General features: G+C 45.9%; 22 protein-coding genes and 18 tRNA genes (1 of these 40 only partly in view). 1 reads left to right on the top strand and 39 read right to left on the bottom strand.

The window, feature by feature from the left end:
• Positions 1 to 16: 16 nt before the first annotated feature.
• The 13 genes from sufC to PO771_RS02790 all read right to left on the bottom strand — a co-directional run bounded on the left by sufC (position 17) and on the right by PO771_RS02790 (position 16,306).
• Positions 17 to 805 carry a Fe-S cluster assembly ATPase SufC gene (gene sufC / locus PO771_RS02850; RefSeq protein WP_272561773.1) on the bottom strand — a complete coding sequence of 263 codons (789 nt, stop codon included), beginning with the start codon at positions 803 to 805 and terminating at the stop codon, positions 17 to 19.
• Between the two features lie 235 nt (positions 806 to 1,040).
• Complete coding sequence (locus PO771_RS02845) at positions 1,041 to 2,234, bottom strand: anti-sigma factor domain-containing protein (protein WP_272561772.1); 1,194 nt, start codon at positions 2,232 to 2,234, stop codon at positions 1,041 to 1,043.
• Entirely contained in the window at positions 2,161 to 3,027 is an 867-nt protein-coding gene (sigI, locus tag PO771_RS02840; RefSeq protein WP_272561771.1) for an RNA polymerase sigma-I factor, read from the bottom strand. Before sigI ends, PO771_RS02845 begins: the two co-directional genes overlap by 74 nt.
• A 125-nt stretch (positions 3,028 to 3,152) precedes the next feature.
• Positions 3,153 to 3,578, bottom strand: coding sequence for a hypothetical protein (locus PO771_RS02835; RefSeq protein WP_272561770.1), 426 nt, complete (start codon positions 3,576 to 3,578; stop codon positions 3,153 to 3,155).
• Positions 3,579 to 3,689: 111 nt separating this feature from the next.
• Positions 3,690 to 3,923: a DUF2553 family protein gene (locus PO771_RS02830; RefSeq protein WP_272561769.1), complete on the bottom strand. Its 234-nt coding sequence runs from the start codon at positions 3,921 to 3,923 to the stop codon at positions 3,690 to 3,692.
• Positions 3,924 to 3,984: 61 nt separating this feature from the next.
• Positions 3,985 to 5,655 (bottom strand): glycerol-3-phosphate dehydrogenase/oxidase, encoded by a 1,671-nt coding sequence (locus PO771_RS02825; RefSeq protein WP_272561768.1) that lies wholly within the window; start codon positions 5,653 to 5,655, stop codon positions 3,985 to 3,987.
• Between the two features lie 147 nt (positions 5,656 to 5,802).
• Positions 5,803 to 7,293, bottom strand: coding sequence for a glycerol kinase GlpK (gene glpK, locus PO771_RS02820; RefSeq protein WP_272561767.1), 1,491 nt, complete (start codon positions 7,291 to 7,293; stop codon positions 5,803 to 5,805).
• A 25-nt stretch (positions 7,294 to 7,318) separates the two neighbouring features.
• On the bottom strand, positions 7,319 to 8,128 hold the full coding sequence (locus PO771_RS02815; protein ID WP_272561766.1) for an MIP/aquaporin family protein: 810 nt from the start codon (positions 8,126 to 8,128) through the stop codon (positions 7,319 to 7,321).
• Between the two features lie 153 nt (positions 8,129 to 8,281).
• Complete coding sequence (locus PO771_RS02810; RefSeq protein WP_272561765.1) at positions 8,282 to 8,833, bottom strand: glycerol-3-phosphate responsive antiterminator; 552 nt, start codon at positions 8,831 to 8,833, stop codon at positions 8,282 to 8,284.
• A gap of 74 nt (positions 8,834 to 8,907) precedes the next feature.
• Entirely contained in the window at positions 8,908 to 9,288 is a 381-nt protein-coding gene (gene gcvH, locus PO771_RS02805) for a glycine cleavage system protein GcvH (RefSeq protein WP_272561764.1), read from the bottom strand.
• Complete coding sequence (locus tag PO771_RS02800) at positions 9,288 to 9,740, bottom strand: redoxin domain-containing protein (RefSeq protein ID WP_096463781.1); 453 nt, start codon at positions 9,738 to 9,740, stop codon at positions 9,288 to 9,290. Before PO771_RS02800 ends, gcvH begins: the two co-directional genes overlap by 1 nt.
• A 160-nt stretch (positions 9,741 to 9,900) precedes the next feature.
• The gene (locus PO771_RS02795) at positions 9,901 to 10,149 is read right to left on the bottom strand and encodes a phage tail protein (RefSeq protein ID WP_272561763.1); all 249 of its coding nucleotides are present in this window, start codon (positions 10,147 to 10,149) and stop codon (positions 9,901 to 9,903) included.
• 139 nt (positions 10,150 to 10,288) lie between these two features.
• On the bottom strand, positions 10,289 to 16,306 hold the full coding sequence (locus tag PO771_RS02790; RefSeq protein ID WP_272561762.1) for a DUF4073 domain-containing protein: 6,018 nt from the start codon (positions 16,304 to 16,306) through the stop codon (positions 10,289 to 10,291).
• Between the two features lie 372 nt (positions 16,307 to 16,678).
• On the opposite strand from PO771_RS02790, the gene PO771_RS02785 reads away from it, so the two are divergent.
• Positions 16,679 to 16,858: a hypothetical protein gene (locus tag PO771_RS02785; protein WP_422664975.1), complete on the top strand. Its 180-nt coding sequence runs from the start codon at positions 16,679 to 16,681 to the stop codon at positions 16,856 to 16,858.
• Here the strand turns inward: PO771_RS02785 and PO771_RS02780 are convergent.
• The 26 genes from PO771_RS02780 to PO771_RS02655 all read right to left on the bottom strand — a co-directional run.
• On the bottom strand, positions 16,824 to 17,078 hold the full coding sequence (locus PO771_RS02780; RefSeq protein ID WP_272561761.1) for a hypothetical protein: 255 nt from the start codon (positions 17,076 to 17,078) through the stop codon (positions 16,824 to 16,826). The two genes, PO771_RS02785 and PO771_RS02780, sit on opposite strands and share 35 nt — an antisense overlap.
• Positions 17,079 to 17,492: 414 nt before the next feature.
• The gene (locus PO771_RS02775) at positions 17,493 to 17,771 is read right to left on the bottom strand and encodes a hypothetical protein (protein ID WP_272561760.1); all 279 of its coding nucleotides are present in this window, start codon (positions 17,769 to 17,771) and stop codon (positions 17,493 to 17,495) included.
• 79 nt (positions 17,772 to 17,850) lie between these two features.
• The gene (locus tag PO771_RS02770; protein WP_272561759.1) at positions 17,851 to 18,324 is read right to left on the bottom strand and encodes a GNAT family N-acetyltransferase; all 474 of its coding nucleotides are present in this window, start codon (positions 18,322 to 18,324) and stop codon (positions 17,851 to 17,853) included.
• Positions 18,324 to 18,911, bottom strand: a complete 588-nt coding sequence (locus PO771_RS02765) for a phage tail protein (RefSeq protein ID WP_272561758.1) — start codon at positions 18,909 to 18,911, stop codon at positions 18,324 to 18,326. Before PO771_RS02765 ends, PO771_RS02770 begins: the two co-directional genes overlap by 1 nt.
• Positions 18,912 to 19,749: 838 nt before the next feature.
• Positions 19,750 to 19,818, bottom strand: coding sequence for a tail fiber protein (locus PO771_RS02760; RefSeq protein WP_272563086.1), 69 nt, complete (start codon positions 19,816 to 19,818; stop codon positions 19,750 to 19,752).
• Positions 19,819 to 19,935: 117 nt separating this feature from the next.
• On the bottom strand, positions 19,936 to 20,412 hold the full coding sequence (locus PO771_RS02755) for a GNAT family N-acetyltransferase (RefSeq protein WP_272561757.1): 477 nt from the start codon (positions 20,410 to 20,412) through the stop codon (positions 19,936 to 19,938).
• Positions 20,413 to 20,809: 397 nt separating this feature from the next.
• Positions 20,810 to 21,334: a GNAT family N-acetyltransferase gene (locus PO771_RS02750; RefSeq protein ID WP_272561756.1), complete on the bottom strand. Its 525-nt coding sequence runs from the start codon at positions 21,332 to 21,334 to the stop codon at positions 20,810 to 20,812.
• A 238-nt stretch (positions 21,335 to 21,572) separates the two neighbouring features.
• Positions 21,573 to 21,845, bottom strand: coding sequence for a hypothetical protein (locus PO771_RS02745; RefSeq protein ID WP_272561755.1), 273 nt, complete (start codon positions 21,843 to 21,845; stop codon positions 21,573 to 21,575).
• A 166-nt stretch (positions 21,846 to 22,011) separates the two neighbouring features.
• A tRNA-Leu gene (locus tag PO771_RS02740) sits at positions 22,012 to 22,094 on the bottom strand.
• Between the two features lie 14 nt (positions 22,095 to 22,108).
• A tRNA-Ile gene (locus PO771_RS02735) sits at positions 22,109 to 22,185 on the bottom strand.
• A 1-nt stretch (position 22,186) separates the two neighbouring features.
• Positions 22,187 to 22,275: transfer RNA gene (locus PO771_RS02730), tRNA-Ser, on the bottom strand.
• Positions 22,276 to 22,290: 15 nt separating this feature from the next.
• A tRNA-Trp gene (locus PO771_RS02725) sits at positions 22,291 to 22,364 on the bottom strand.
• Positions 22,365 to 22,372: 8 nt separating this feature from the next.
• A tRNA-Met gene (locus tag PO771_RS02720) sits at positions 22,373 to 22,446 on the bottom strand.
• 17 nt (positions 22,447 to 22,463) lie between these two features.
• A tRNA-Pro gene (locus PO771_RS02715) sits at positions 22,464 to 22,540 on the bottom strand.
• Positions 22,541 to 22,548: 8 nt separating this feature from the next.
• Positions 22,549 to 22,625, bottom strand: a tRNA-Arg gene (locus tag PO771_RS02710).
• A gap of 12 nt (positions 22,626 to 22,637) precedes the next feature.
• A tRNA-Gly gene (locus PO771_RS02705) sits at positions 22,638 to 22,711 on the bottom strand.
• A 4-nt stretch (positions 22,712 to 22,715) separates the two neighbouring features.
• Positions 22,716 to 22,800, bottom strand: a tRNA-Leu gene (locus tag PO771_RS02700).
• A gap of 11 nt (positions 22,801 to 22,811) precedes the next feature.
• A tRNA-Cys gene (locus PO771_RS02695) sits at positions 22,812 to 22,883 on the bottom strand.
• 15 nt (positions 22,884 to 22,898) lie between these two features.
• Positions 22,899 to 22,971: transfer RNA gene (locus PO771_RS02690), tRNA-Gly, on the bottom strand.
• Positions 22,972 to 22,976: 5 nt separating this feature from the next.
• Positions 22,977 to 23,059, bottom strand: a tRNA-Leu gene (locus PO771_RS02685).
• A 27-nt stretch (positions 23,060 to 23,086) separates the two neighbouring features.
• Positions 23,087 to 23,162, bottom strand: a tRNA-Lys gene (locus tag PO771_RS02680).
• A gap of 9 nt (positions 23,163 to 23,171) precedes the next feature.
• Positions 23,172 to 23,246, bottom strand: a tRNA-Gln gene (locus PO771_RS02675).
• A 7-nt stretch (positions 23,247 to 23,253) separates the two neighbouring features.
• Positions 23,254 to 23,338, bottom strand: a tRNA-Tyr gene (locus PO771_RS02670).
• 13 nt (positions 23,339 to 23,351) lie between these two features.
• Positions 23,352 to 23,424 (bottom strand) — tRNA-Thr (locus tag PO771_RS02665).
• 7 nt (positions 23,425 to 23,431) lie between these two features.
• A tRNA-Asp gene (locus PO771_RS02660) sits at positions 23,432 to 23,508 on the bottom strand.
• 78 nt (positions 23,509 to 23,586) lie between these two features.
• Positions 23,587 to 23,637 (bottom strand) — tRNA-Met (locus tag PO771_RS02655) (it continues 25 nt past the right edge of the window).

The raw sequence follows: 23,637 nt of genomic DNA, 5'->3' as shown, positions 1-23,637 counted from the left end.
TTTGTACCCTCCTTACTTACGCTTCTGCGTCTACAGTTTCATCCTGAATGCCAAGCTCTTCTTTAATCCAGTCATAGCCGTTTTCTTCAAGTTTAAGTGCCAGTTCTGGGCCACCAGATTTCACGATTCGTCCTTGCATCATAACGTGGATGAAGTCAGGCTTAATGTAGTTAAGCAGACGCTGGTAGTGGGTAATCATCAGTACACCCATTTCTGGGCTGCGCAGTTCGTTTACGCCACGAGCTACTACTTTCAATGCATCGATATCAAGACCAGAATCGATTTCATCAAGAATCGCGATCCGCGGCTTGATCATCGACATCTGGAGAATTTCATTACGTTTCTTCTCCCCACCGGAGAAGCCTTCATTTACATAGCGCTGCGAGAAAGAAGAATCCATCTCAAGCATTTCCATTTGCTTATCCATTTGGCGAATGAACTTAATCAGAGAAATCTCTTTGCCTTCTTCCTGGCGTGCGTTAATGGCACTGCGCAGAAAATCAGCATTCGTTACACCACTAATCTCACTTGGATATTGCATCGCGAGGAATAATCCTTTGCGTGCACGCTCGTCCACTTCCATGTCCAGTACGTCTGCACCGTCAAGAACAACCGAGCCGCCTGTAACTGTATATTTTGGATGACCCATGATAGAAGAAGCGAGTGTCGATTTACCCGTTCCGTTCGGTCCCATAATCGCGTGTACTTCGCCACCCTTAATTTCAAGGTTCAATCCTTTGAGAATCTGTTTATTATCAATTGCAACGCGTAAGTCTTTTATCTGTAAATGCGGTGTTCCTGCCATAGTTGAATTCCCTCCAGTTATACAAGGTAAACATGGCATTATCGTGCCACGTATTGTAAACAAATTGTACAAATCCATCTTTTAATATATAGTATAACATAGTTGAAAATCAAGGAAAGACATATAGCCATATTTTTTAAACAAAATTGTTTGGAAAGTGTTGTGTGCACGTATAAAAGGGGTGTCATCGAGATGAACTTATCATCTCGTGACACCCCTGTTTTTATTCCTTTCCTCATTCGTCTTGCAGCGGATCTGAAAAATGAGGCTGTTTTTTCTCCCGTTCTTTTTTATAAGAGTCATTGCGCTTCTTTTCTTCATCATCAGCAGCTTGCCCGCCTTGACTTTGCTCCTGCTGAAGCTGGCCGTACTCTGACTTGTACTTTTTCTCTTCCTCTGTACGACCCGATTCTTTCTTCTCCTGTGCTGCCGCCTTACGCTTCGTCTCTTCCACCACAGCTTTTGGAATCACCTTTGTCTTCGGCCCACTTTCCTGTGTATCAGGCATATGATTTTCCTTTTTAGAAGATACCGACTCGTGCTTACTTGTATCTACTTTCGTTACCTTATCCGGCTGGGTAGCAGTTGGCTCCGTCGTCCTTTTCACTTCTGGCTGTACAGTCGGTTTCAGTATATCATCTGGTTTACGTGTAGGTTGACTCGTATAATGCTTTGCATTTGGTACACGGTCGATTCCACCAATTGCTGATGAGATCTCGGTAATACTCAGCTTCTTGATCTGATCGGCTGAGAAAGAACTGTCCATGTGCCGCACGGAATCATACAGTGCGTACTTTCCGACAGACATCCCCTCCTTCTGTGCTGCCTCACGCGCTTCCTTTGTCCCCTCCATCAACGTAACGGTTACACCTTCGCCTCCCTGCTGAGCTAATACAGATGCTTGCTGTTCAATTTTATGAAGAACTTCCCGAGACGCGTCTGCATTGTCAAGTCCAACCGGCACAATCAAAATATCTTGATTCTGCTTTAGAAAGCCGCTTTTCTTCGCATCTTGAATAATGTCAGATGTCACAGCGGTCAACTCTCTATCCTTCCATGCAATTGAAGGGGCTAGTGTCTTTGCTTCCTCGTTTAACGGATGCAAGTCCGTCACCTGATACTGTTTGTTGACTTCAAGCTCAAAACTTGGATTAATATCAATGGAAACAGCAGCATATGCAGTCGTAAATAACAAATTCCAGAGCGGTATACCAGATAACAAAAGCAGCAGGCAAGCCGCAGCCGCATACGTTACATTTCTCCACGGACGACGCATCGTTCGAATCCGTTGTTCCTGAGGCAGGGCAAATTCAATTTCTTCACCCTCTATCACGTCACGACCATCAGAGCGGATTTTATGAAATCTCCCGTCCGGCGTCATCACAATCCAATGATGATCCTGTCGTTTGAGCACGATGCCCTTCTTCATCGCGCGGCTCCCCCTTTCCCTCTATATCCTCTGTCTGAATGTAGGAGCGTAAATACTGATAATCCTCAATAAAAAGTAAAGTAATCGCCACAATATAATTACGGTTCCGTTCCACCGTCTTACGCGAAAAGGGAACATATTGAAGCAAATACTTAACCGGGATTTTCTTCTTTTCCAGGAAAGATTCCCGAAGCTCTGTTTTTTCGGCAATTACGCGAGCAATCTGAATCATATTACTCCGGGCATCCGCATGCTGCGGCGTATGGTCCGGTAATTCTTCTAGCTTAATCGCAAACTGCTCCAGCCGCTCGCGATAATGGAAGATTTCTTCCCGTCGGTACTCAGCCTCTTGATCAAGCTGATACCGATCTACCGCCGCCTGTGCATCCCATACGTTGTATTCAGGGGCTTCCGGGTCTAGCGCTTCATCAAGCGACACCGTTACAATTCGTTGTCTATTTTTTCGAATAAAATCAATCACACGGCGGCGGATAACCAGATCAGCAAAGGACAGGAATGAGCTTCCTTTCTGTGCGGAATACCCGGTAATCGCTTCATTAAATGCTTCCAGTCCAATGCTAAACTCCTCATCTTGTGACTGATCAATGTATCGTTTACATACCTTAGAAACAACTGTACCGATAAACGGTCGATACTGTGTCAGAAGCTCATTGCGCCACTCATCCTCTCCCTGGTGTATTCGTTCAATCAAGTTATGTACATACTGATTGTCATTTTCCCTGAGAGCTTGTGATTTCCGGCGCCATTTCCCCAGGAAAAGCGTGAGTAACACGATGTTCACCTCGTTTCATATACATTCGTTTGCTCTCCACGTTTTATGAGGGGAGCAAATGTATGCAAATACAAAAAACCATCACTCTATTGTAGAGCGATGGTTTCCCGTTCGGCAAGCAGGTCTTACGGCATAGATTTGTTACTTTGGGCCTCCCAACGACTTAATCGGCGGCTCAATTTATTTAGTCGATTCTTCAATTCTTCCGTCCATACCTTATCATCAAGCTGTCTAGCAATCGTCAGCAAATCAAGGGCGTTATCGATTTGCATACGTAAAATTTGCGAAATATTTCCATTATCAACAGATACACAGTTCTCAAAAAGCTGCTCTACACTATCACCTGTCACATACTCGCGGAAATCAACTTCGGGAGCCAAGTCCGCATGTGCATATTCAGCGAGAATTTCATATTCTTCCTCTATATCAGGATGAACATCAATACGGTTGCATACCGGACAATATAAAATCGGAACATTATGAATCTGTGTTTTGTAATGACGCAGGCTTCCCAGTGCGCCAATCATGCTCGCTCCACAGCAAAAGCTCATCCAGACTCCTCCTCTGCGTACAGCAACGCTATTACTCTATCTATATTCTATTCTATCAATCTGTATCCTTTTTTAACACCGATAAATTCAGGTAAAAAAGGGCGATGCTCACTAGCACCACCCCATGTCACAACCATCCACATAACTCGACCGATGTACCGTGTCCGTCGTATCCATCCGAAAAATACGCTGCTGATCAATGGCATAGCCCGCATTCATACAGCAGTCAGCTGCGTTGAACGGAACCTGGCCGATTTCCTGACCGTTCAATGTCAGCACAATGCAATCTTCCGTTACTTCACCGCGCACTTTATTGGTCACATCAATACGATTCATATCTGACATGCGCCTCCCACCTTTCCTACAGTGTACCAATAGGATGCGCAAAGTCAGCCGAACTTACTCCTTACAAAAGCTCCTCAGGCACAACAGCTTCTGTTAAGCGCTGCTCAAGCTCATCTGTGTATGCCCGCTTCTCCTCATCACTCCAGCCGAGATCATTTGCCATATACGTGATGACCGGCGTTTTCCACGCTCTCACCCAGCTGATATTAAAGAACAATGCACCTGTACGGCGAATAAAGAAATCAACCGGCTTTACGACCATTTCCTGTTCGATCGCATAGACAAGCTGTGCAAATACATCAGGTGCAAGCCCTGCCTCTTTGGCTTCTGTTCCGCGCTTGGCGATGATGTCATATAGATGGTCAACGTTTGAGCCGTACATGTGCACCAGATGCTGTGCCTGCTCACGCGTCAGACCGTGCCCAACCCCTTCATCTGCTTTTCGCTGCACAAATGCCGGGAACCCTGCCGAGCCGCCAACAGCACCGCCGGAAATCGGCATATGCTTCGTACTGCACGCCTTGTAGCTGCCGTTTCCTTCTTGCTTTAGCAAGTTCGCCACCAGGTCTACCACTAACTCGGCCATCTTGCGGTAGCCTGTCAGCTTGCCGCCTGCAATCGTAATAAGACCGGACGCAGACTGCCAGATTTCATCCTTGCGCGAGATCTCGGAAGCAGATTTTCCTTCTTCATAAATAAGCGGGCGAACACCTGCCCAGCTTGATTCAATATCGTCTTCCGTAATCTTTACACTTGGGAACATATAGTTAATCGCATCAATGACATACTTACGGTCTGCAACCGTCATTTTTGGATGTACCGCGTCCTCCTTATAAAACGTATCCGTTGTTCCGACATACGCCTTCCCATCGCGCGGAATCGCAAATACCATGCGCCCGTCCGGTGTATCAAAGTAAATCGCCTGCTTCAGTGGAAAGCGTGACTGGTCAATCACAAGGTGCACACCTTTCGATAATTGCAGCTTCTTGCCTGTTTTCGAGCCATCCTTCTCCCGCAGCGTATCGACCCACGGACCAGCTGCATTGACGATTTTTTTCGCGTATACTTCATATTCCGTACCTGTCAGCACATCAATGACACGCACTCCTTTTACTTTGCCTGCTTCATCATAAATGAACGCATCCACTTTCGCGTAATTCATCGCTGTCGCACCACGATGTACCGCTTCTTTCATCACTTCAATCGTCAGACGCGCATCATCGGTCCGGTATTCTACATAATAGCCGCCACCTTTAAGACCTTCCTGTTTCACAAGCGGCTCCTTCGCAAGCGTCTGCTCCGGACTCAGCATCGAACGCCATTCTGAACGTTTTACTCCGGCGAGGAAATCATACACACGCAGGCCAATCGATGTGCTGAACGGGCCGAATGTACCGCCTTTGTGCATCGGCAAAAGCATCCACTCCGGTGTCGTTACATGTGGACCATTCTCATACACAATCGCCCGTTCCTTACCGACTTCTGCCACCATTTTCACTTCGAACTGTTTCAGATACCGCAATCCACCATGCACAAGCTTCGTAGAGCGGCTTGATGTACCCGCTGCGAAATCCTGCATCTCAAATACCGCCACATTTATCCCACGCGTCGTGGCATCCAACGCAATCCCGGCCCCTGTGATCCCGCCGCCAATTACGATCATATCGTATACATGTTTATTTATAGCCGCCAGTTGTTCGGCTCGTTTCAATCCAGAAAATTGTTGTGCCATGTTTATTCCTCCTATGGGCATAAGGATGCAAAAAAAGAGACCACAACATACACGACGATCATTCTCATGAATCATCATCGCGCAGTGTGGTCTCTCCTAAGCTCCAACCGATTTATTAACTTGTGTTTATTGTATCACAGTTACGGATTATTTAAAAGCAAGCGCGGCACGAACAGCTTTTTTCCATCCTTCATAAAGACGATCGCGTGTCGCTTCCGCCATCTCTGGCGTAAAGCAGTGCTCACGGTTCCACTGTTCAGAGATCTCTGCGGTATCTTGCCAGTAGCCAACCGCAAGACCTGCTAGATACGCTGCCCCAAGTGCCGTTGTTTCATTTACATCCGGGCGTTCAACCGGAACGCTCAACATATCGCTCTGGAACTGCATAAGGAAATTATTTTTCACGGCACCACCATCGACCCGAAGCGTCTTCAGTGAAATACCGGAGTCTGCCTCCATGGCCATCAACACGTCTTTTGTCTGGTAAGCCAATGATTCGAGCACAGCACGGATGAAGTGCTCTTTGCTTGTACCGCGTGTTAGACCAAACATCGCCCCGCGCACGTCGCTATCCCAGTACGGCGTACCAAGTCCAACAAACGCCGGTACCACGTATACGCCTTCTGTCGATTCTACACGAGCCGCGTAGTCTTCGCTGTCCGATGCGTTTTTCAGCATGCGCAAACCATCACGCAGCCACTGAATTGCCGACCCTGCCACGAAAATACTGCCTTCCAGCGCATACTCGACTTTTCCATTCAAGCCCCAGGCAATCGTTGTCAGCAGACCATGTTCAGAGGCAACAGCCTTCTCGCCTGTGTTCATCAGCATGAAGCAGCCTGTTCCGTATGTGTTTTTCGCCATCCCCTCTTCGTAGCACGCCTGCCCAAACAGTGCAGCCTGCTGATCACCAGCTGCCCCTGCAATCGGTACCCGATGACCAAAGAAGAAATCATCAGATGTATAGCCATATATTTCAGAGGAAGGGCGCACATCCGGCAGCATGGATTTCGGAACGGTCAAAATATCGAGCAGCTCCTCATCCCATTTCAATTCATGAATGTTGTACATCAGCGTACGGGATGCATTTGAATAGTCGGTAACGTGCACCTGGCCACCCGACAGCTTCCAAATCAGCCACGTGTCGATTGTACCAAATAGCAAATCGCCTGCTTCCGCTTTCTCTCTTGCTCCCTCAACATGATCGAGAATCCATTTCACTTTTGTGCCTGAGAAATACGCATCAATCAACAGACCTGTTTTCGCTCGGAATGTATCATTCAATCCTTGCTCTTTTAACGCATCACAAATGCCGCTCGTCTGGCGGGACTGCCATACAATGGCATTGTATATCGGATTGCCTGTATGTTTGTCCCATACAACCGTCGTTTCTCGCTGATTCGTGATGCCGATACCTGCGATCTGCTCCGGTTTGACACCTGCTTCAGACAAGCAAGAGCTAATCACAGATAGGATCGAGCCCCAAATTTCATTCGCATTGTGCTCTACCCAGCCTGGCTGTGGGAAGTGCTGCGTGAATTCGCGCTGTGCCACATGCACAACGCTCCCTTTTTTATTAAATAAAATCGCACGAGAGCTTGTTGTCCCTTGATCGAGTGATAAGATGTATGTTTCCATGTCCGTATCCCCTCTATTTTCTAGTTTAGTTTGCTTGTCCAGAAACAGGCTTCACACCAGCAACACGGGCAATCCCCAGCACAATGACAATCGCAGCAAGCACATACCACAGCCCAACTGTCACCTGATGCTCAAAAACTGCCTTATAAAACAGTCCTCCCAGCATACCGCCAAGGATCGGACCAACAACCGGAATCCATGCATATCCCCAATTCGATGAACCTTTCCCTGCAATCGGTAGCAAGAAATGAGCGATACGTGGTCCCAAATCCCGTGCCGGATTGATCGCGTATCCAGTTGTACCACCGAGCGACAGCCCGATGCTGACAATCAGGAACCCGACAATGAACGGATTGAGTCCATCCGCAAATTTATTAGCACCGATTGCAAGAATGCCAAGTACAAGAATAAACGTTCCGATCATTTCACTAAGCAAATTGGCAAATGTATACGGCACCGCGGGACCCGTCGAGAATACACCAAGTTTCGTACCTGCATCCTCTGTTTCCGCCCAATGCGGCAGATAATGTAAGTATACGACAATTGCGCCGAGAAATGCCCCCAGCATCTGTCCCGCAATATAGGATGGAACTTGTGCCCACGGAAATTTTCCCGCAGCCGCAAGCGCTAATGTCAGGGCAGGATTCAAATGTGCGCCGCTAATGCGTCCAACCGAATACGCAGCCACCGCCACAGCTAGTCCCCAGCCCATCGTAATGACGATCCAGCCCGAGTTCTGTGCGAATGATTTCTTAAGCGCAGTGCCGGCACACACACCTCCCCCGAGAATAATGAGAATCATCGTTCCTACAACTTCTCCCCAGAAAGCTGTCATCGTACTGTCCCCTTCTCTTTTTTTGTTTTAGACAAAAGAAAAGAGACTCACAACGAAACGTCCTTTCTTGTAAAAAGGACATTCGTGTGAGTCTCCATTTCTCCGTCACATGTATTAACTTGTTTCCTATGATATGTCAAAATGAAAACGTTGTCAATACATATCCCAGAGTTCACGATTAGAAGTTGTTACCGCCGTCGCACCGGCAGCGAGCGCCCGCTCTACATCTTCTCTTGTTCGTATCAAGCCACCCGCAAAAATAGGAATGCCCGCCCGCTGCTTCACCTCGGTGATAATATGCGGCATCGCCCCTGGCAGCACCTCAATATAGTCTGGTTTCGTCTTCTCTAGAAGCGTATAACTTTTTTCAAGCGCGTTTGTATCAAGCAAAAACACACGTTGAATAGCCAGTACCCCTTTTTGCCGGGCTTTCAAAATGACATTGGCTCGAGTCGAGATGACACCGACGGGCTTGAATTCCTGACATATGTATTCTGTTGCGTATTCATCATTTTTCAAGCCATGGACAAGATCCGCATGCAGGAACATTTTTTTCTTCGCATCGTGTGCGGCTTTGTACAGGCTTTTGAGCCGAGCGATATGCGTATCGAGAAAAACGCCATATTCATAGGGGCTCTCAAGGATTTTCTCAAAATCTTTCATATCGCGTGCGGCTGGAAGAATATGTTGTCCGTGAAAGCTCATGGCGTCCCACCTTGTGACCAGAATGAAAAACAGGAGTCGGCACAGCGGCCTCCTCCTGCTATCGTACCAATCTTTTATTCTTTCGTCATCGCTTCATATGCAGCCGCATCCATTAATTTATCCAATTCAGATGGGTCAGACAGTTCAACAGCAATCATCCACGCTTTCTCATAGGGTGATTCGTTGACAAGCTCAGGCGAGTCCTCAAGTCCCTTGTTCACTTCGATCACTTTTCCACTAACCGGAGCATACAGTTCTGATACCGTTTTCACGGACTCGACACTTCCGAACGGGTCGTCCTGCTTCACATCTGTCCCAACAGACGGAAGCTCAACAAATACGATATCACCGAGTTCTGACTGCGCGAATTCAGTAATGCCCACATACGCTTTATTTCCTTCTACGCGCACCCACTCATGTTCTTCGCTGTATTTCAAATTGGTTGGTAGATTCATTATGCCAATTCCTCCGATCCCATCACGCGGCTCAAACGTTTCGCAAGCATGCTAAGCCCCTTCTCTCCTGCCTGATAATGACGGAGTTTCTGTTCTTCATCGAACAGGTAGTAAGCCGGAACATACTGGTTTTGATACGCGTCCACGATTTTATGGTTGTTATCAATTGCAACAGGGTGCGTTAAACCATACTGCTGAATCGCTTCTTTAACAGGGCCAACTTCTGTGTCTTTTTCCGAGCGAGGCATATGAATACTGATTACACGAAGCCCCTTATCCCGGTACTGATCACGCCATTCAATCAGCTGTGGCAGCGTCTCTTTACAGGAATGACAGCTAATCGACCAGAAATGAACAAGTACAGGCGCACCTGCCAGCTCGGCTTTTGCCACGCTGCCATTTACCCACTCAGCCACACCTGTAAATTCCGGCATTTCATCACGCAATTTCATGAAGAGTAGCCTCCTTATTTTCGATGCTTTTCCACATAATAGTATTATGCACACCCATTACAATTATACTCGATGCGGGTGATTGCATCCAAGACTAAAGAGGCTTAGAAATAGAAATCCCCACTATACCTATAGCTTAGATAGTGGGGATTCTTTATAGTTATGGTCTGTCAGGATATCTTCCATCTATGCAAATAATGCAATTCATAGCTGTCGCAGGATTGGCGGATCGTCCACGCAAGTCGGGTAAAGCAAAGTTTGTTCTTCCGTCACCACCGTATTTGTTGCCTATTAGAGAATACAGTGCTTGATATTGAGTAATTGGTAGTAATTGCCCATCACAAAGCTTCCAACCCTCAGGTGCTCGATCCATTGGCCATTGTATAATACTCCCCATAAAAAATTCCATATCCCCTATACTCCTTTTCGAAATTTTTTTCGTTTTGAATGAGATATTCGTTTATGCGATCATTTCAAGTTACCTAAAAAAGCCTAACATACTACCCTATAAGAGAATATGTCAGGCTCTTTAAATCTTGCCTCTTTCGTTAAATTAACTCAGACTTTTGTAAAAGTCGCTGAACAATCGCCGCAACCTCCGCTCTCGAGATAAACTCTTTTGGTGCCAGTTGCTGACCATTTCTACCGGAAACCAGACCTGCTTGCACGCAATCTGCAACCCCTTCCTTCGCCCACTCCGATGCCTGTTTCGCATCTATGAATGGAAGCAACAGTTCTCCTGCTTCTTTAGGCTGAAGTTTTGCTTGCAGATCGGTGATTTTCATCGCTTTGGCGATAATAGCCATCGCCTGTTCCCGCGTAATCTTGTCGTTCGGGCGGAAGGTACCATCCTCAAACCCACGGATCAGATTGTACTTGTACGCGGCTTGCACCGCTCCACTGTACCAATCTGCTGCTTTGACATCTGTAAATGGCACAGCACCATCCTCTTGCTTAATCCCTAACCCACGAACCATGATTGCCGCAAACTCTGCACGCGTAATATCCTGGTCTGGATTAAAGAGATCATGACCGACGCCGCTAATCACCATCCGTGAACCCATGTCATTCACCGCATTCTTCGCCCAGTGTTTCTCTACATCTTTAAACTCCAGAGGATGCCAGACAATGGAATACGTACTGTTTGTTAAACTATGGATTTTCGCAAAATACTTCCCATCGATTTTAACCACTTTCGTCGGTACATGCCGAACGGTTCCATCCGGTTCTACGACCACGCCTGTTGTAATCTTGTTCGGGTCTACTCCGTCTGGAATGGCGATGGTTCGTTCTACATATGCGTTGAACTTGAAAACATCAATTGTTTTATCCCCATACGTACCTTTGACTGTGAAATTGAGCGGTAAGGCTACGATCGTGAATTCTCCTTTTACGGCTGCATTTTCCACGATCTTGGTGGTTTCTGCTGTCGGTTTGGAAATCTCTATCTTTACTTTAATGTCTTGCAGGTTCACACTCTTGCCGATTTGCTCAGATACGGCGTCAATGTTAATCTGCTGTGCGGGCACCGTATACGATGCCTTATCAGTTTTGATTTCGATGACCGCCTGCTTTCGTTCCATGTTTTTGACCATTTGTCCGGTTAGTTCTCCAACCAGAACATCAGACTTTGTCTTCACTGGAATGGTGATGATCGCATGTTGACCCTCTGCTGCTAGTTTGTCGTCGAGTTTCTTCGGATCAACCGCAATGGTTGTTACGGTTTGATCGTTCACTTTGGTGGTTGAGACAATTCCTGCATTTTCAGCCTTCCCATTAACCAGTACTTCAACCCATGTATTTGGCGTACTTGATGTAGTAGATTGTGTTGGTGTGCTACTTCCGCCACCACCGCCTCCGCCGGTGTTTGCAGAAGGATTTGTCGTAAAGCTTACACTTGTAGTGGCTCCTGCAGGAATATGTCCACTTGCTTTTACCCGCACTAGGACTGTAAAGGTTCCATTAAACACTGGCTCATTGCCTGGATCATACGTCATCCAGTTCATTCCGTTGTTTGTAGAGTATTCCATTGTCCCGTCCGCACCTACCAGTTTGTTCGTTATATCATTAGCTGTTACACTCGGTGCAGCTGGAATCGGCGTCGTATTACTAATCGTTATCGCCAAATTTTGAGGCTGGCCGCCATTAAAAATAAATAATAATGTTACTGTTCCCAGGCTTTGTTTTTCCAGGTATTCCTTCTTAATGGTGACCGTATCTCCTGAAGTTACCGTGTAATCCATACCCTCAGTTAACATTGCCCCGCCATGCTGAATGCCGTTAAACATATTTCCATGCAAAGTCATCGCGATAACAACATCCGACTGATTCTCTGTTTTCTTGTCAAAGTTCGCTGTGGAGAGGCTCAGACTAGCATTCTGTGCTGATTCCGTACTCACCACTTGAATTACCGTAAACGTTTGAGCTGACATGTTCGTTGCTGTCACAGTGACGGTTGCCGTGTAGGTTCCCGCTGCCAATCCATCTTTCGCTTTCACCGTAAAGGTAGTGGATGGCGTTCCGCCATTTAACGTTGGGGCCAGTGGCTGCGTAATCTCAAAATCATTCCCATTCGTTCCACTTAACGCTACTGCCAGATTTGCCAGATCTCCCGTTCCGGTCCGGGTAATCGTGACGGACTTCGTTTCCTGCGTTCCTCCTGTGTATCCTGCCGTCAATCCCGTGAGGGTTTGATCCGCTATCGGAGAGATCGTATAGGTTGGGGCCGCACCTACCACCTGTGTCACCGTAAACGTTTGGGCCGTCATGTTCGTGGCCGTCACGGTGACGGTTGCCGTGTAGGTTCCCGCTGCCAATCCATCTTTCGCTTTCACCGTAAAGGTAGTAGATGGCGTTCCGCCATTTAACATTGGGGCCAGTGGCTGCGTAATCTCAAAATCATTCCCATTCGTTCCGCTTAACTCTACTGCCAGATTTGCCAGATCTCCCGTTCCTGTCCGGGTAATCATGACGGACTTCGTTTCTTGTGTTCCTCCCGTGTATCCTGCCGTCAATCCCGTGAGGGTTTGATCCGCTATCGGAGAGATCGTATAGGTTGGGGCCGCACCTACCACCTGTGTCACCGTAAACGTTTGGGCCGTCATGTTCGTGGCCGTCACGGTAACGGTTGCCGTGTAGGTTCCCGCTGCCAATCCATCTTTCGCTTTCACCGTAAAGGTAGTGGATGGCGTTCCGCCATTTAACGTTGGGGCCAGTGGCTGCGTAATCTCAAAATCATTCCCATTCGTTCCACTTAACGCTACTGCCAGATTTGCCAGATCTCCCGTTCCGTTCCGGGTAATCGTGACGGACTTCGTTTCCTGCGTTCCTCCTGTGTATCCTGCCGTCAATCCCGTGAGGGTTTGATCCGCTATCGGAGAGATCGTATAGGTTGGGACCGCACCTACCACCTGTGTTACTGTAAACGTTTGGGCCGTCATGTTCGTGGCCGTCACGGTAACGGTTGCCGTGTAGGTTCCTGCTGCCAATCCATCTTTCGCTTTCACCGTAAAGGTAGTGGATGGTGTTCCGCCATTTAACGTTGGGGCCAGTGGCTGCGTAATCTCAAAATCATTCCCATTCGTTCCACTTAACGCTACTGCCAGATTTGCCAGATCTCCCGTTCCGGTCCGGGTAATCGTGACGGACTTCGTTTCCTGCGTTCCTCCTGTGTATCCTGCCGTCAATCCCGTGAGGGTTTGATCCGCTATCGGAGAGATCGTATAGGTTGGGGCTGCACCTACCACCTGTGTTACTGTAAACGTTTGGGCCGTCATGTTCGTGGCCGTCACGGTAACGGTTGCCGTGTAGGTTCCCGCTGCCAATCCATCTTTCGCTTTCACCGTAAAGGTAGTGGATGGCGTTCCGCCATTTAACGTTGGGGCCAGTGGCTGCGTAATCTCAAAATCATTCCCATTCGTTCCACTTAACGCTACTGCCAGATTTGCCAGATCTCCCGTTCCGGTCCGGGTAATCGTGACGGACTTCGTTTCCTGCGTTCCTCCTGTGTATCCTGCCGTCAATCCCGTGAGGGTTTGATCCGCTATCGGAGAGATCGTATAGGTTGGGACCGCACCTACCACCTGTGTTACTGTAAACGTTTGGGCCGTCATGTTCGTGGCCGTCACGGTAACGGTTGCCGTGTAGGTTCCCGCTGCCAATCCATCTTTTGCTTTCACCGTAAAGGTAGTAGATGGCGTTCCGCCATTTAACGTTGGGGCCAGTGGCTGCGTAATCTCAAAATCAGCTGCATTCGTTCCGCTTAACGCTACTGCCAGATTTGCCAGATCTCCCGTTCCGGTCCGGGTAATCGTGACGGACTTCGTTTCCTGCGTTCCTCCTGTGTATCCTGCCGTCAATCCCGTGAGGGTTTGATCCGCTATCGGAGAGATCGTATAGGTTGGGACCGCACCTACCACCTGTGTTACTGTAAACGTTTGGGCCGTCATGTTCGTGGCCGTCACGGTAACGGTTGCCGTGTAGGTTCCCGCTGCCAATCCATCTTTTGCTTTCACCGTAAAGGTAGTAGATGGCGTTCCGCCATTTAACGTTGGGGCCAGTGGCTGCGTAATCTCAAAATCAGCTGCATTCGTTCCGCTTAACGCTACTGCCAGATTTGCCAGATCTCCCGTTCCGGTCCGGGTAATCGTGACGGACTTCGTTTCCTGCGTTCCTCCTGTGTATCCTGCCGTCAATCCCGTGAGGGTTTGATCCGCTATCGGAGAGATCGTATAGGTTGGGGCTGCACCTACCACCTGTGTTACTGTAAACGTTTGGGCCGTCATGTTCGTGGCCGTCACGGTAACGGTTGCCGTGTAGGTTCCCGCTGCCAATCCATCTTTTGCTTTCACCGTAAAGGTAGTAGATGGCGTTCCGCCATTTAACGTTGGGGCCAGTGGCTGCGTAATCTCAAAATCAGCTGCATTCGTTCCGCTTAACGCTACTGCCAGATTTGCCAGATCTCCCGTTCCGGTCCGGGTAATCGTGACGGACTTCGTTTCCTGCGTTCCTCCTGTGTATCCCCCGGTTACAGCTGTAAGAGACTGATCTCCTATTGTTGCAATTGTATACGTCGGAGTTGTACTAGTACCTGTCGTAAATTTAAATAGATTACTTTTTTTAATACCTTGATACGTTTGACCATCAATATCAAAGAATGCACTTTTTTCAATCGTTACATAATAAGTTGTATTATCCAATAGCGTGACATTCGGATCAATTGTAATTGAATTCGTACCAATACCTGTCACACGAGCAGAATTGGCTTCTATACTCTCAACAACACTTTTATCCGAAGAACGATAAATCTTTATCGTTTTATTACCTGCAGATGCTATCGGTTCATTAAAGTTCAACACAATATTTCCGCTCGGCGTGAAGTTTGTTCCATTATTAACTGGTGTTGAGCCAATCAACTTAGGAGGCGAGTCGGATTGGACATACATCTCATTATACCTAGCATTCCATATGTCCGTATCTCCATCGCTGTCCCAATCCCCAAACACACATGAAGCACCTGGTTGAAATATAATCGGATTTGCTGTCCCATCTCCAAAATTTATCCCATAAAATGGTGAACTCGTCCCTGTCAATTTTGTAAACGTTCCATCCCCATTGTTCTTCCATACATCTACTGAACGATTATCACTAGTACGTATCGCCAAGTCATCATAACCATCGCTATTATAGTCAATGCTTCCTGATGTCGTATTAGCTGTCTGTGCTCCCACTCCATTCAATGGATTGCTTATTCCGGTTACTTTTGTGAATACTCCATTGTCATTTCGATACATCTCATTATACCTAGCATTCCATATGTCCGTATCACCGTCGCCATCCCAATCCCCAAACACACATGAAGTACCTGGTTGAAATATAATCGGATTTGCTGTCCCATCTCCAAAATTTATCCCATAAAATGGTGAACTCGTCCCTGTCAATTTTGTAAACGTTCCATCCCCATTGTTCTTCCATACATCTACTGAACGATCATCACTAGTACGTATCGCCAAGTCATCATAACCATCGCTATTATAGTCAATGCTTCCTGATTTCGTATTAGCTGTCTGTGCTCCCACTCCATTCAATGGATTGCTTGTTCCGGTTACTTTTGTGAATACTCCATTGTCATTTCGATACATCTCATTATACCTAGCATTCCATATGTCCGTATCACCGTCGCCATCCCAATCCCCAAACACACATGAAGCACCTGGTTGAAATATAATCGGATTTGCTGTCCCATCTCCAAAATTTATCCCATAAAATGGTGAACTCGTCCCTGTCAATTTTGTAAACGTTCCATCCCCATTGTTCTTCCATACATCTACTGAACGATCATCACTAGTACGTATCGCCAAGTCATCATAACCATCGCTATTATAATCAATGCTTCCTGATGTCGTACTAGCTGTCTGTGCTCCCACTCCATTCAATGGATTATTTGCCCCAGTTACTTTTGAAAAAGTAATTGGAGCCGCATAAATCTTACCAACCGGGGTTACTAATAATAAAATTTGGGCAATTAACAAGCAAATCAGAAATTTTTTTTGATATCTTATTATCAACTTGATACCTCCTCTTTTTCGTGCATAAAAAACATTCAAGAAGCTCCTATATATCATCAATTTCCTAATGCTGCAGTAAACCTGTTTAAAATATCGTTCACACACATTAAGAAATAGGGAACCAAATCTAGTTTCTTAATGGTATAGGTGAAGAATTCTATAAGCATCAAGAAACTTTATTTTGTGGTCACTGTTCTTATTGCAGACATTCCCTTATGGATATATCCTGTTTCTACTTAATTTCAACTTCTGTCATTTCTGCTTGTAAAACTACAAATACTATATAAATTCACATTAAAGTATCGACATTCATGTAAATCTTGGACGAACTGGAAAAATTGATCCTAAGGAAAAGGAAAGAGTGGGTACTTCATGAAACGAGTAACGATTACAGATACGCATGAATGGACGATAAAATCACTTCGTAAAGAAGAACGGATGCTAAAAGATAGCTTTCTTCGCCAACGAGTCATGATTGTTCGCCTTATTATGGAAGGATATCTAGGAAAAGAAGTAGCTAAAAGAGGCGGTTATTTTCAATCGATTTCATAAAGATAAAAAAGCGATCCAGATGTCGAAACACCAAAGTAAACTTATATACATAGTAGTACGTCGTTCCCGCTGTGCCCGCCGGTGGTGCATACGTTTCGTTCATCGCTTCGGTAATAGCTGTGCCTTCGCTAGTACTATTCGTCGTATTGCTGTAGCTCAGTGTTCCACTGTCACTTACACTTGCTGCCACGCTCAGCGACGTGGAATCTTCCACGTTCACTGTTTTGTCCGCTGGCTGCGTACCAATGCTCGGCGTGGCCGCATTGGTTGGCGTAGAAGTTACTGGATCACTGACAGTAAGATCGTCAAAAACCAGCTTAATCGTTGTACTTGCATAAATTCTAAACTCATTAATGTTGTTCCAGGCAGTATCGGCAGAAAAGTCAACATCTGTATAGAGATTATAAGTTGGGGTAAATGTTTTCGTTGCCCCTGAAACAAGTTGCCCATTAAGATATCCTACAATTGTATACGTATTGGCCGAAGTATTTAGTTCTATAACTCTAAAATAATTAAGTTTAAAAGCAGCTCCCGTTTTTGATTAAACTAGCCCATAATCAGTCTGCCCTTGCCCACTAGATGCCGAAAAAAATAAACACTTAGACGTAACTGGGGGATTAGGAGTGTTTTTAACTTACGTCTTCGCACTAAGTCCTGAATTACTGACCATACTAAAATTCCAATCGTTTATATCTTGGGTTTCAATCGCTGTACCTTGCACGGCTACACCTTCAAAATACTCACTCCCTGGTGTCGTTGCCGCGTAAGCCGATATCGGGTAAAACACCAATTGTACTGGTGATGCCAAAGTAATGGCCATACAAAGCAAGGACAACCATATCATCCCTTTAAAGATGACTTTCTTTTTCCCATAGCAACCTCCCCCCTTACTTGTAATAGTAATACCAAACATACAGAACGTTGCCTTTAAACTGAGTAAAGATTTTGATTTTTAACCCTGTTACACTATCTCCCATTCCCAAAAACAAGGATCAGGGAATCCATTGCATCTCGCAATAAACCCCCTTATCTTCAACCATTTCAAATCCTAATCGCTCATAGAGAGCTCGCGCCAAACCGTTATGCCAGGCGACTTGCAGACACACCTTTTTCCTGCAGTTCGCGGCCTCTTGCAGTATATCTTCTAGCAAACTTCTTCCGACCCCCATGCTACGGAATTCAGGAAGGAGTGCAATCGCCAGAATTCGATACGCTTCCTGCCCTCTGTGCACATTCAATCTCCCGATAGGTTGTTCATTCAAAAAGATCACGCATACATCAGCATCAGGAAAGTGCGTCTTTAAAAAATACTGCTCGGCCAGGAACTGTTGTCGAACGAGTACGCTCTTGGCATCGTCCGGGATTGGCATGTTCTGCAAATCCGGGCTACTGTTGAAAAAAAGATGCAGAAGAATCGTCTCATCCACTTCTTCAACAGTTCGCAAAGTTACTACGTGTTCGAACATTATGGGCGCGACGGATACAGACCCTCTACACAAATGATGTAATTGATAACCTGGTACGGCTGCATGTTGGAGAACGATTGTCCGTTACCGCTTACTGCCGTAGTTCCGTTGACCGTAGTCGCCACATTCATCGTTGCCGTCATCATTGTGGGAGCACTTGTGTTGTAAATGTTTGCCACATCACCCGTTGAATCTTTAGCCACGGAAAGGCTCGTGTTCGCAGCAGGCGTATTGGTTGTCGGTGCTGCTGCATTCGCAGGTGCCCCTAAGCTTACATTCGCAGTACCGGAAAAAGTATGATTATGCGGCGGTAGTTGGTTGATGGTCAGCGTTGAACTCTCAACACCTCCGGTAGTACCAATGACAAAGTTGGTACCGCCTGCTTGTTGCCCCATTCCAACGGGAACTCGCCCGCGCAAGTCCGGCAAATTAAAGGTAGTCGTGCCATTGCCACCGTACTGGGTGCCAATCAAGGAGTACAGCGCTTGATATTGATTGATGTTCAACTGTTGACCATTACACGGCAACCAACCCACTGGTGCCCAGTTCACTGCCCACGGCAAAATCGTCCCAATAAAAGCGTCCATTTTTACACATCCTCTTTTCAATTTAATTACCATCTAATACAATAACACAAAAATACAATATAGTTATCTAAATATATAGAATTTTATGTAATATAATACTTATGAGATTTATTTAACATAGATACCCCCTCTATACTCTTGCGACTACTTCTTCATCTTATCAAATCGCTCTGAACATTTTCTGAACAAATCACAAAATTATGTAAACTAAAAATAGAAATACAAGCGATAAACACGCTGTATGTTCCTGTAAAAACGCTTAAATGAGCTTGGCATGATGAATACACACATGGTTTTCACTCATTTTTTAATCGTCTCTCCATCGTTACAATTTAGGATAAAGTTTTACTTCGACAAAAATAATAAAAAATCTTTAGTTCAACTTATACAGTTATCAGCAAAGCTATGATCAAATGGAACGTTAGGATCGTACACCAGAGAAAGGAGAATTCCAGGTAAATGAATAAGCAATAAGGGTTACCAATTATTTTGTTGAACAATGTAACAACAAAAAATCTATTTTATTTTACAATATTAAACATCAACGAAAGTTTACCTTGAAGAAAACCTATGCAAAAACGGTTTGATTTTCTTCGCTTTTTAGGCAGACATTAAACCTTATCCTATTGCAAATAGTTTTCTTGAGTTGAATCAGCCCATACGACATTAGTTAGCGACGATTTAGTCCCTGCTGTCGACATTGCATTTGCCACATAGGTATGTGCTGGCAAATGTGAAGTTGTCAGCGTAACTGTCTTCGCATCATCTTTAGCGCCAAGACTGATGGAATTGTTTATATGAACCGGAAGTCGTCCTCGCAGATCTGGCAAATCAAAATTTATTTGACCATCCAACCATATGTCGTTCCCAATAATGTATATAAAGCTTCATTTTCCGAAATGCTCAAGAGTTGCCCTTTACATAATGCCCAGCCTTACGGAGCATAGCTTCCTGCAAACATACGAATCTCTCCAATGTATTGATCACTCATCGTAAAACTTTCCCCCTTTTTCATAATGATTTTTCAGGTAGGCTTCCACTCCATAGCAATATAAGGAAATTTCTCCCCTATCCTATAAAATCCGAGTCGCTCATACAAACGCTGCGCTAGATTGTTATGCAGTACATGTAGATGCACAACCTTCCCAGCCTCCTCTGCTCTCGCTTGAATATCGTGAATCAAACGTGTGCCAATTCCTTTATTTTGATATTCGGCAAGTAAAGACACATCAATAAACCATATGACTTGATTTGTGACTTGATTTGTGACTTCAGTCATAATCTGACCGATACGCACCGTACCAAGCAGAATAATGTTATGATTGGCTGTTCGATGCTGAAGCTCGTACGAACGTCTCTGCATAGCAAACTGCATACGAAGAAATACTTCCAGTTCTTCCTCACCCCAGCCTACTTGTACAAGTTCCTTCTCTCTTGTCTCCTTATAGACTTGATAAAGGAAAGAAGCATCAGCAGCAGTCGCATTGCGTGTATGAATCAAGCTATTTTCACCTCCATCCTCTAACAAAGAACGCGATGTGAATGACTACATTCAGATAGATAAAATGCAAAAAAGGGTATCCCACAAGCTACTGAACGAGCTGCTTGCAGGATAACCCTCTTCCTTTTTTTCTCTTGATCTTTAGTTGATTAATTCAGACTTTTGGAGAAGTTGCTGAACAATCGCCGCAACTTCTTCTCTCGAGATAAACTCTTTTTTACAACTTGCATTAGTGATGTAGAGGATAATGTCGAAGTTCAAGCCCTACCAGTCCTTTTTCTCGATAAACTTTAAATAGCTACAGATTGTTTGGAGTGTACGGCCAAGAAGCATGACAATGTCTTCGTTTCTTTCCACAAGGATGAAGATAAACAGTTTGATACCGTTCAAACATCACTCATTTCATGTCACCAAACATAAGTGGAACCTCTTCTTCCTTTCTACTTGCTCTTGTTGTTTGATTATGCAGCCATTCCATAGCAACATAAGGAAACTTCTCCCCTACCCTATAAAACCCAAGTCGTTCATACAAACATTGCGCTGGATTGTTATGCAGTACATGTAAACGTACAGCCTTCCCCGTCTCTTCTGCTCTCGCTTGAATATCATGAATCAAACGCGTACCAATCCCTTTATTTTGGTATTCTGCAAGCAAAGAAACATCAATAATCCAGATAGAACGATCCGTGATTTTGGTCATAATCTGACCGATGCGCACCGTATCAAGCAAGATAATGTTATGATCAGCCGCTAGATGCTGAAGCGCATACGAACGTCTCTGCATGTCGAACTGCACACGAAGAAGTCCTTCCTGCTCTTCTGCATCCCATCCCATTTGTGAAAGTTCCTTCTCTCTTGCCTCCTTATAGGCTTGATAAAGGAAGGATGTATCATAGGCAGTCACATTGCGTGTATGAATCAAGCTACTTTCACCTCCAGCCTCGAACTCTTACAATCATAATTTCATCTTATCAAACGGTCCTGAACATTTTCTGAACATTGGGTTGATGTAAGTAGATAAAAGGAAGCTCATCGAAAAAAGAACGCGATGTGGATACTATATCCAATAGATAAATTTAAAAAAGGGGTATCCCACAAGCGATTCGACCAACTGCTTACAGGATAACCCTACTCATCTTTTATTTCTTATTATCTTTAATTTAAGAAGGTAAGAACCTTCCTTCACATATTCCCGTAACAAGTTCATCAATTTTTAAATTAAAGGTGATACCTTCTGCTTGCAATTTAAACTTTCTTTCATCAGGTGTGTAGATCATGTCATACCCATTCACTTGATATAAGGTCACCGTATCTCCCTTTAAATCAGCATTACGCTTTATTTTATATAGAATAACAAATAGCCTTCTCCATATCAGTGCATATGGGTCTTTTTGCTGTGTTGACACCAATTCCAATATTACTTCACTTAACACATCCGTCCCACCTATACCTATCATTCAATTCTACTGTCATCATATTTTTAAAAAGTAACAAAGATCAAGAAACTTTTTTGTACTAGCGTGAAATAATACAAACATAGCCCTGTGCTCTCAATCTAATAGAGAACCACAGGGCTATGTTACTTTTGCCTTTATATGATGCGGTCGGCGAGACTCGAACTCGCACGATCATGGATCACTACCCCCTCAAGATAGCGTGTCTGCCAATTCCACCACGACCGCAAAATCTATATAAATGGTGGGCCTAGGCTGACTCGAACAGCCGACCTCACGCTTATCAGGCGTGCGCTCTAACCAACTGAGCTATAGGCCCATGGCGGAGGGAGCAGGATTCGAACCCGCGTGGGCTTGCACCCTAACGGTTTTCAAGACCGCCCCGTTATGACCACTTCGGTATCCCTCCACATGTATGAAAAACTGGCAGGGGCAGTAGGAATCGAACCCACACTGGAGGTTTTGGAGACCTCTGTTCTACCGTTAAACTATGCCCCTATATAAAGTAGCGGCGGAGGGGATCGAACCCCCGACCTTACGGGTATGAACCGTACGCTCTAGCCAGCTGAGCTACACCGCCATATGTAGACATAAAAATGGTCGGGAAGACAGGATTCGAACCTGCGACACCCTGGTCCCAAACCAGGTACTCTACCAAGCTGAGCTACTTCCCGACATACTATGGCGTGCCCGGAGAGACTCGAACTCCCAACCTTCTGATTCGTAGTCAGACACTCTATCCGATTGAGCTACGGGCACATATGAACTTGATGGAGCGGGTGATGGGAATCGAACCCACGTATTCAGCTTGGAAGGCTGATGTTCTACCATTGAACTACACCCGCAATATGGTACCGATGGTCGGGGTCGAACCGACACTCCAGAAGGAACACGATTTTGAGTCGTGCGCGTCTGCCAATTCCGCCACATCGGCATAAGATGTACAGGAGGTACCCGGATTTGAACCGGGGAATAAAGGTTTTGCAGACCTTGGCCTTACCACTTGGCTATACCTCCAGAAATACCAAGAAAAGCGGACAACGAGACTCGAACTCGCGACCCCGACCTTGGCAAGGTCGTGCTCTACCAACTGAGCTATGTCCGCATGTATGGTGCGGGTGGAGGGACTTGAACCCCCACGCCGAAGCGCTAGATCCTAAGTCTAGTGCGTCTGCCAATTCCGCCACACCCGCATAATTCATTTACCGCATATGGATAAATGGTGAGCCATACTGGACTCGAACCAGTGACACCCTGATTAAAAGTCAGGTGCTCTACCAACTGAGCTAATGGCTCGCTATAAAATGGCTGGGGTACCTGGATTCGAACCAGGGAGTGACGGAGTCAAAGTCCGTTGCCTTACCGCTTGGCTATACCCCAATAAAACTGGTGGAGGGGGACGGATTCGAACCGCCGAACCCACAGGGAGCGGATTTACAGTCCGCCGCGTTTAGCCACTTCGCTACCCCTCCATATTTATTTAAATGCCGGCGAAAGGACTTGAACCCTCAACCCCCTGATTACAAGTCAGGTGCTCTACCAGTTGAGCTACACCGGCTTATTCATGGCGGAGCCGACGGGACTCGAACCCGCGACCTCCGGAGTGACAGTCCAGCGTGAACTCCAACTTCACCACGGCTCCGCATTATGGTTGCACCTTTCAGGCACTACAGTCTCATCCTAGCTTAGAACATAACCCGACGTAGTTAGGATGATATTATGGTTGCGGGGGCAGGACTTGAACCTGCGACCTTCGGGTTATGAGCCCGAC

It is taken from the genome of Aneurinibacillus uraniidurans (assembly GCF_028471905.1).
Taxonomy (GTDB): Bacteria; Bacillota; Bacilli; order Aneurinibacillales; family Aneurinibacillaceae; genus Aneurinibacillus; species Aneurinibacillus uraniidurans.
The sequence above is the reverse complement of the archived record's forward strand: the minus strand, read 5'-3'. Positions and strand labels throughout refer to the sequence as shown.

What these genes read in the sequence shown, in the direction of transcription:
- sufC (WP_272561773.1), bottom strand. Translation starts at nt 805, where the DNA reads ATGGCAGGAACACCGCATTTACAGATAAAAGACTTACGCGTTGCAATT.
- PO771_RS02845 (WP_272561772.1), bottom strand. Translation starts at nt 2,234, where the DNA reads ATGAAGAAGGGCATCGTGCTCAAACGACAGGATCATCATTGGATTGTG.
- PO771_RS02835 (WP_272561770.1), bottom strand. Translation starts at nt 3,578, where the DNA reads ATGAGCTTTTGCTGTGGAGCGAGCATGATTGGCGCACTGGGAAGCCTG.
- PO771_RS02830 (WP_272561769.1), bottom strand. Translation starts at nt 3,923, where the DNA reads ATGTCAGATATGAATCGTATTGATGTGACCAATAAAGTGCGCGGTGAA.
- PO771_RS02825 (WP_272561768.1), bottom strand. Translation starts at nt 5,655, where the DNA reads ATGGCACAACAATTTTCTGGATTGAAACGAGCCGAACAACTGGCGGCT.
- glpK (WP_272561767.1), bottom strand. Translation starts at nt 7,293, where the DNA reads ATGGAAACATACATCTTATCACTCGATCAAGGGACAACAAGCTCTCGT.
- PO771_RS02815 (WP_272561766.1), bottom strand. Translation starts at nt 8,128, where the DNA reads ATGACAGCTTTCTGGGGAGAAGTTGTAGGAACGATGATTCTCATTATT.
- PO771_RS02810 (WP_272561765.1), bottom strand. Translation starts at nt 8,833, where the DNA reads ATGAGCTTTCACGGACAACATATTCTTCCAGCCGCACGCGATATGAAA.
- gcvH (WP_272561764.1), bottom strand. Translation starts at nt 9,288, where the DNA reads ATGAATCTACCAACCAATTTGAAATACAGCGAAGAACATGAGTGGGTG.
- PO771_RS02800 (WP_096463781.1), bottom strand. Translation starts at nt 9,740, where the DNA reads ATGAAATTGCGTGATGAAATGCCGGAATTTACAGGTGTGGCTGAGTGG.
- PO771_RS02795 (WP_272561763.1), bottom strand. Translation starts at nt 10,149, where the DNA reads ATGGAATTTTTTATGGGGAGTATTATACAATGGCCAATGGATCGAGCA.
- PO771_RS02785 (WP_422664975.1), top strand. Translation starts at nt 16,679, where the DNA reads ATGAAACGAGTAACGATTACAGATACGCATGAATGGACGATAAAATCA.
- PO771_RS02775 (WP_272561760.1), bottom strand. Translation starts at nt 17,771, where the DNA reads ATGTTTGGTATTACTATTACAAGTAAGGGGGGAGGTTGCTATGGGAAA.
- PO771_RS02770 (WP_272561759.1), bottom strand. Translation starts at nt 18,324, where the DNA reads ATGTTCGAACACGTAGTAACTTTGCGAACTGTTGAAGAAGTGGATGAG.
- PO771_RS02765 (WP_272561758.1), bottom strand. Translation starts at nt 18,911, where the DNA reads ATGGACGCTTTTATTGGGACGATTTTGCCGTGGGCAGTGAACTGGGCA.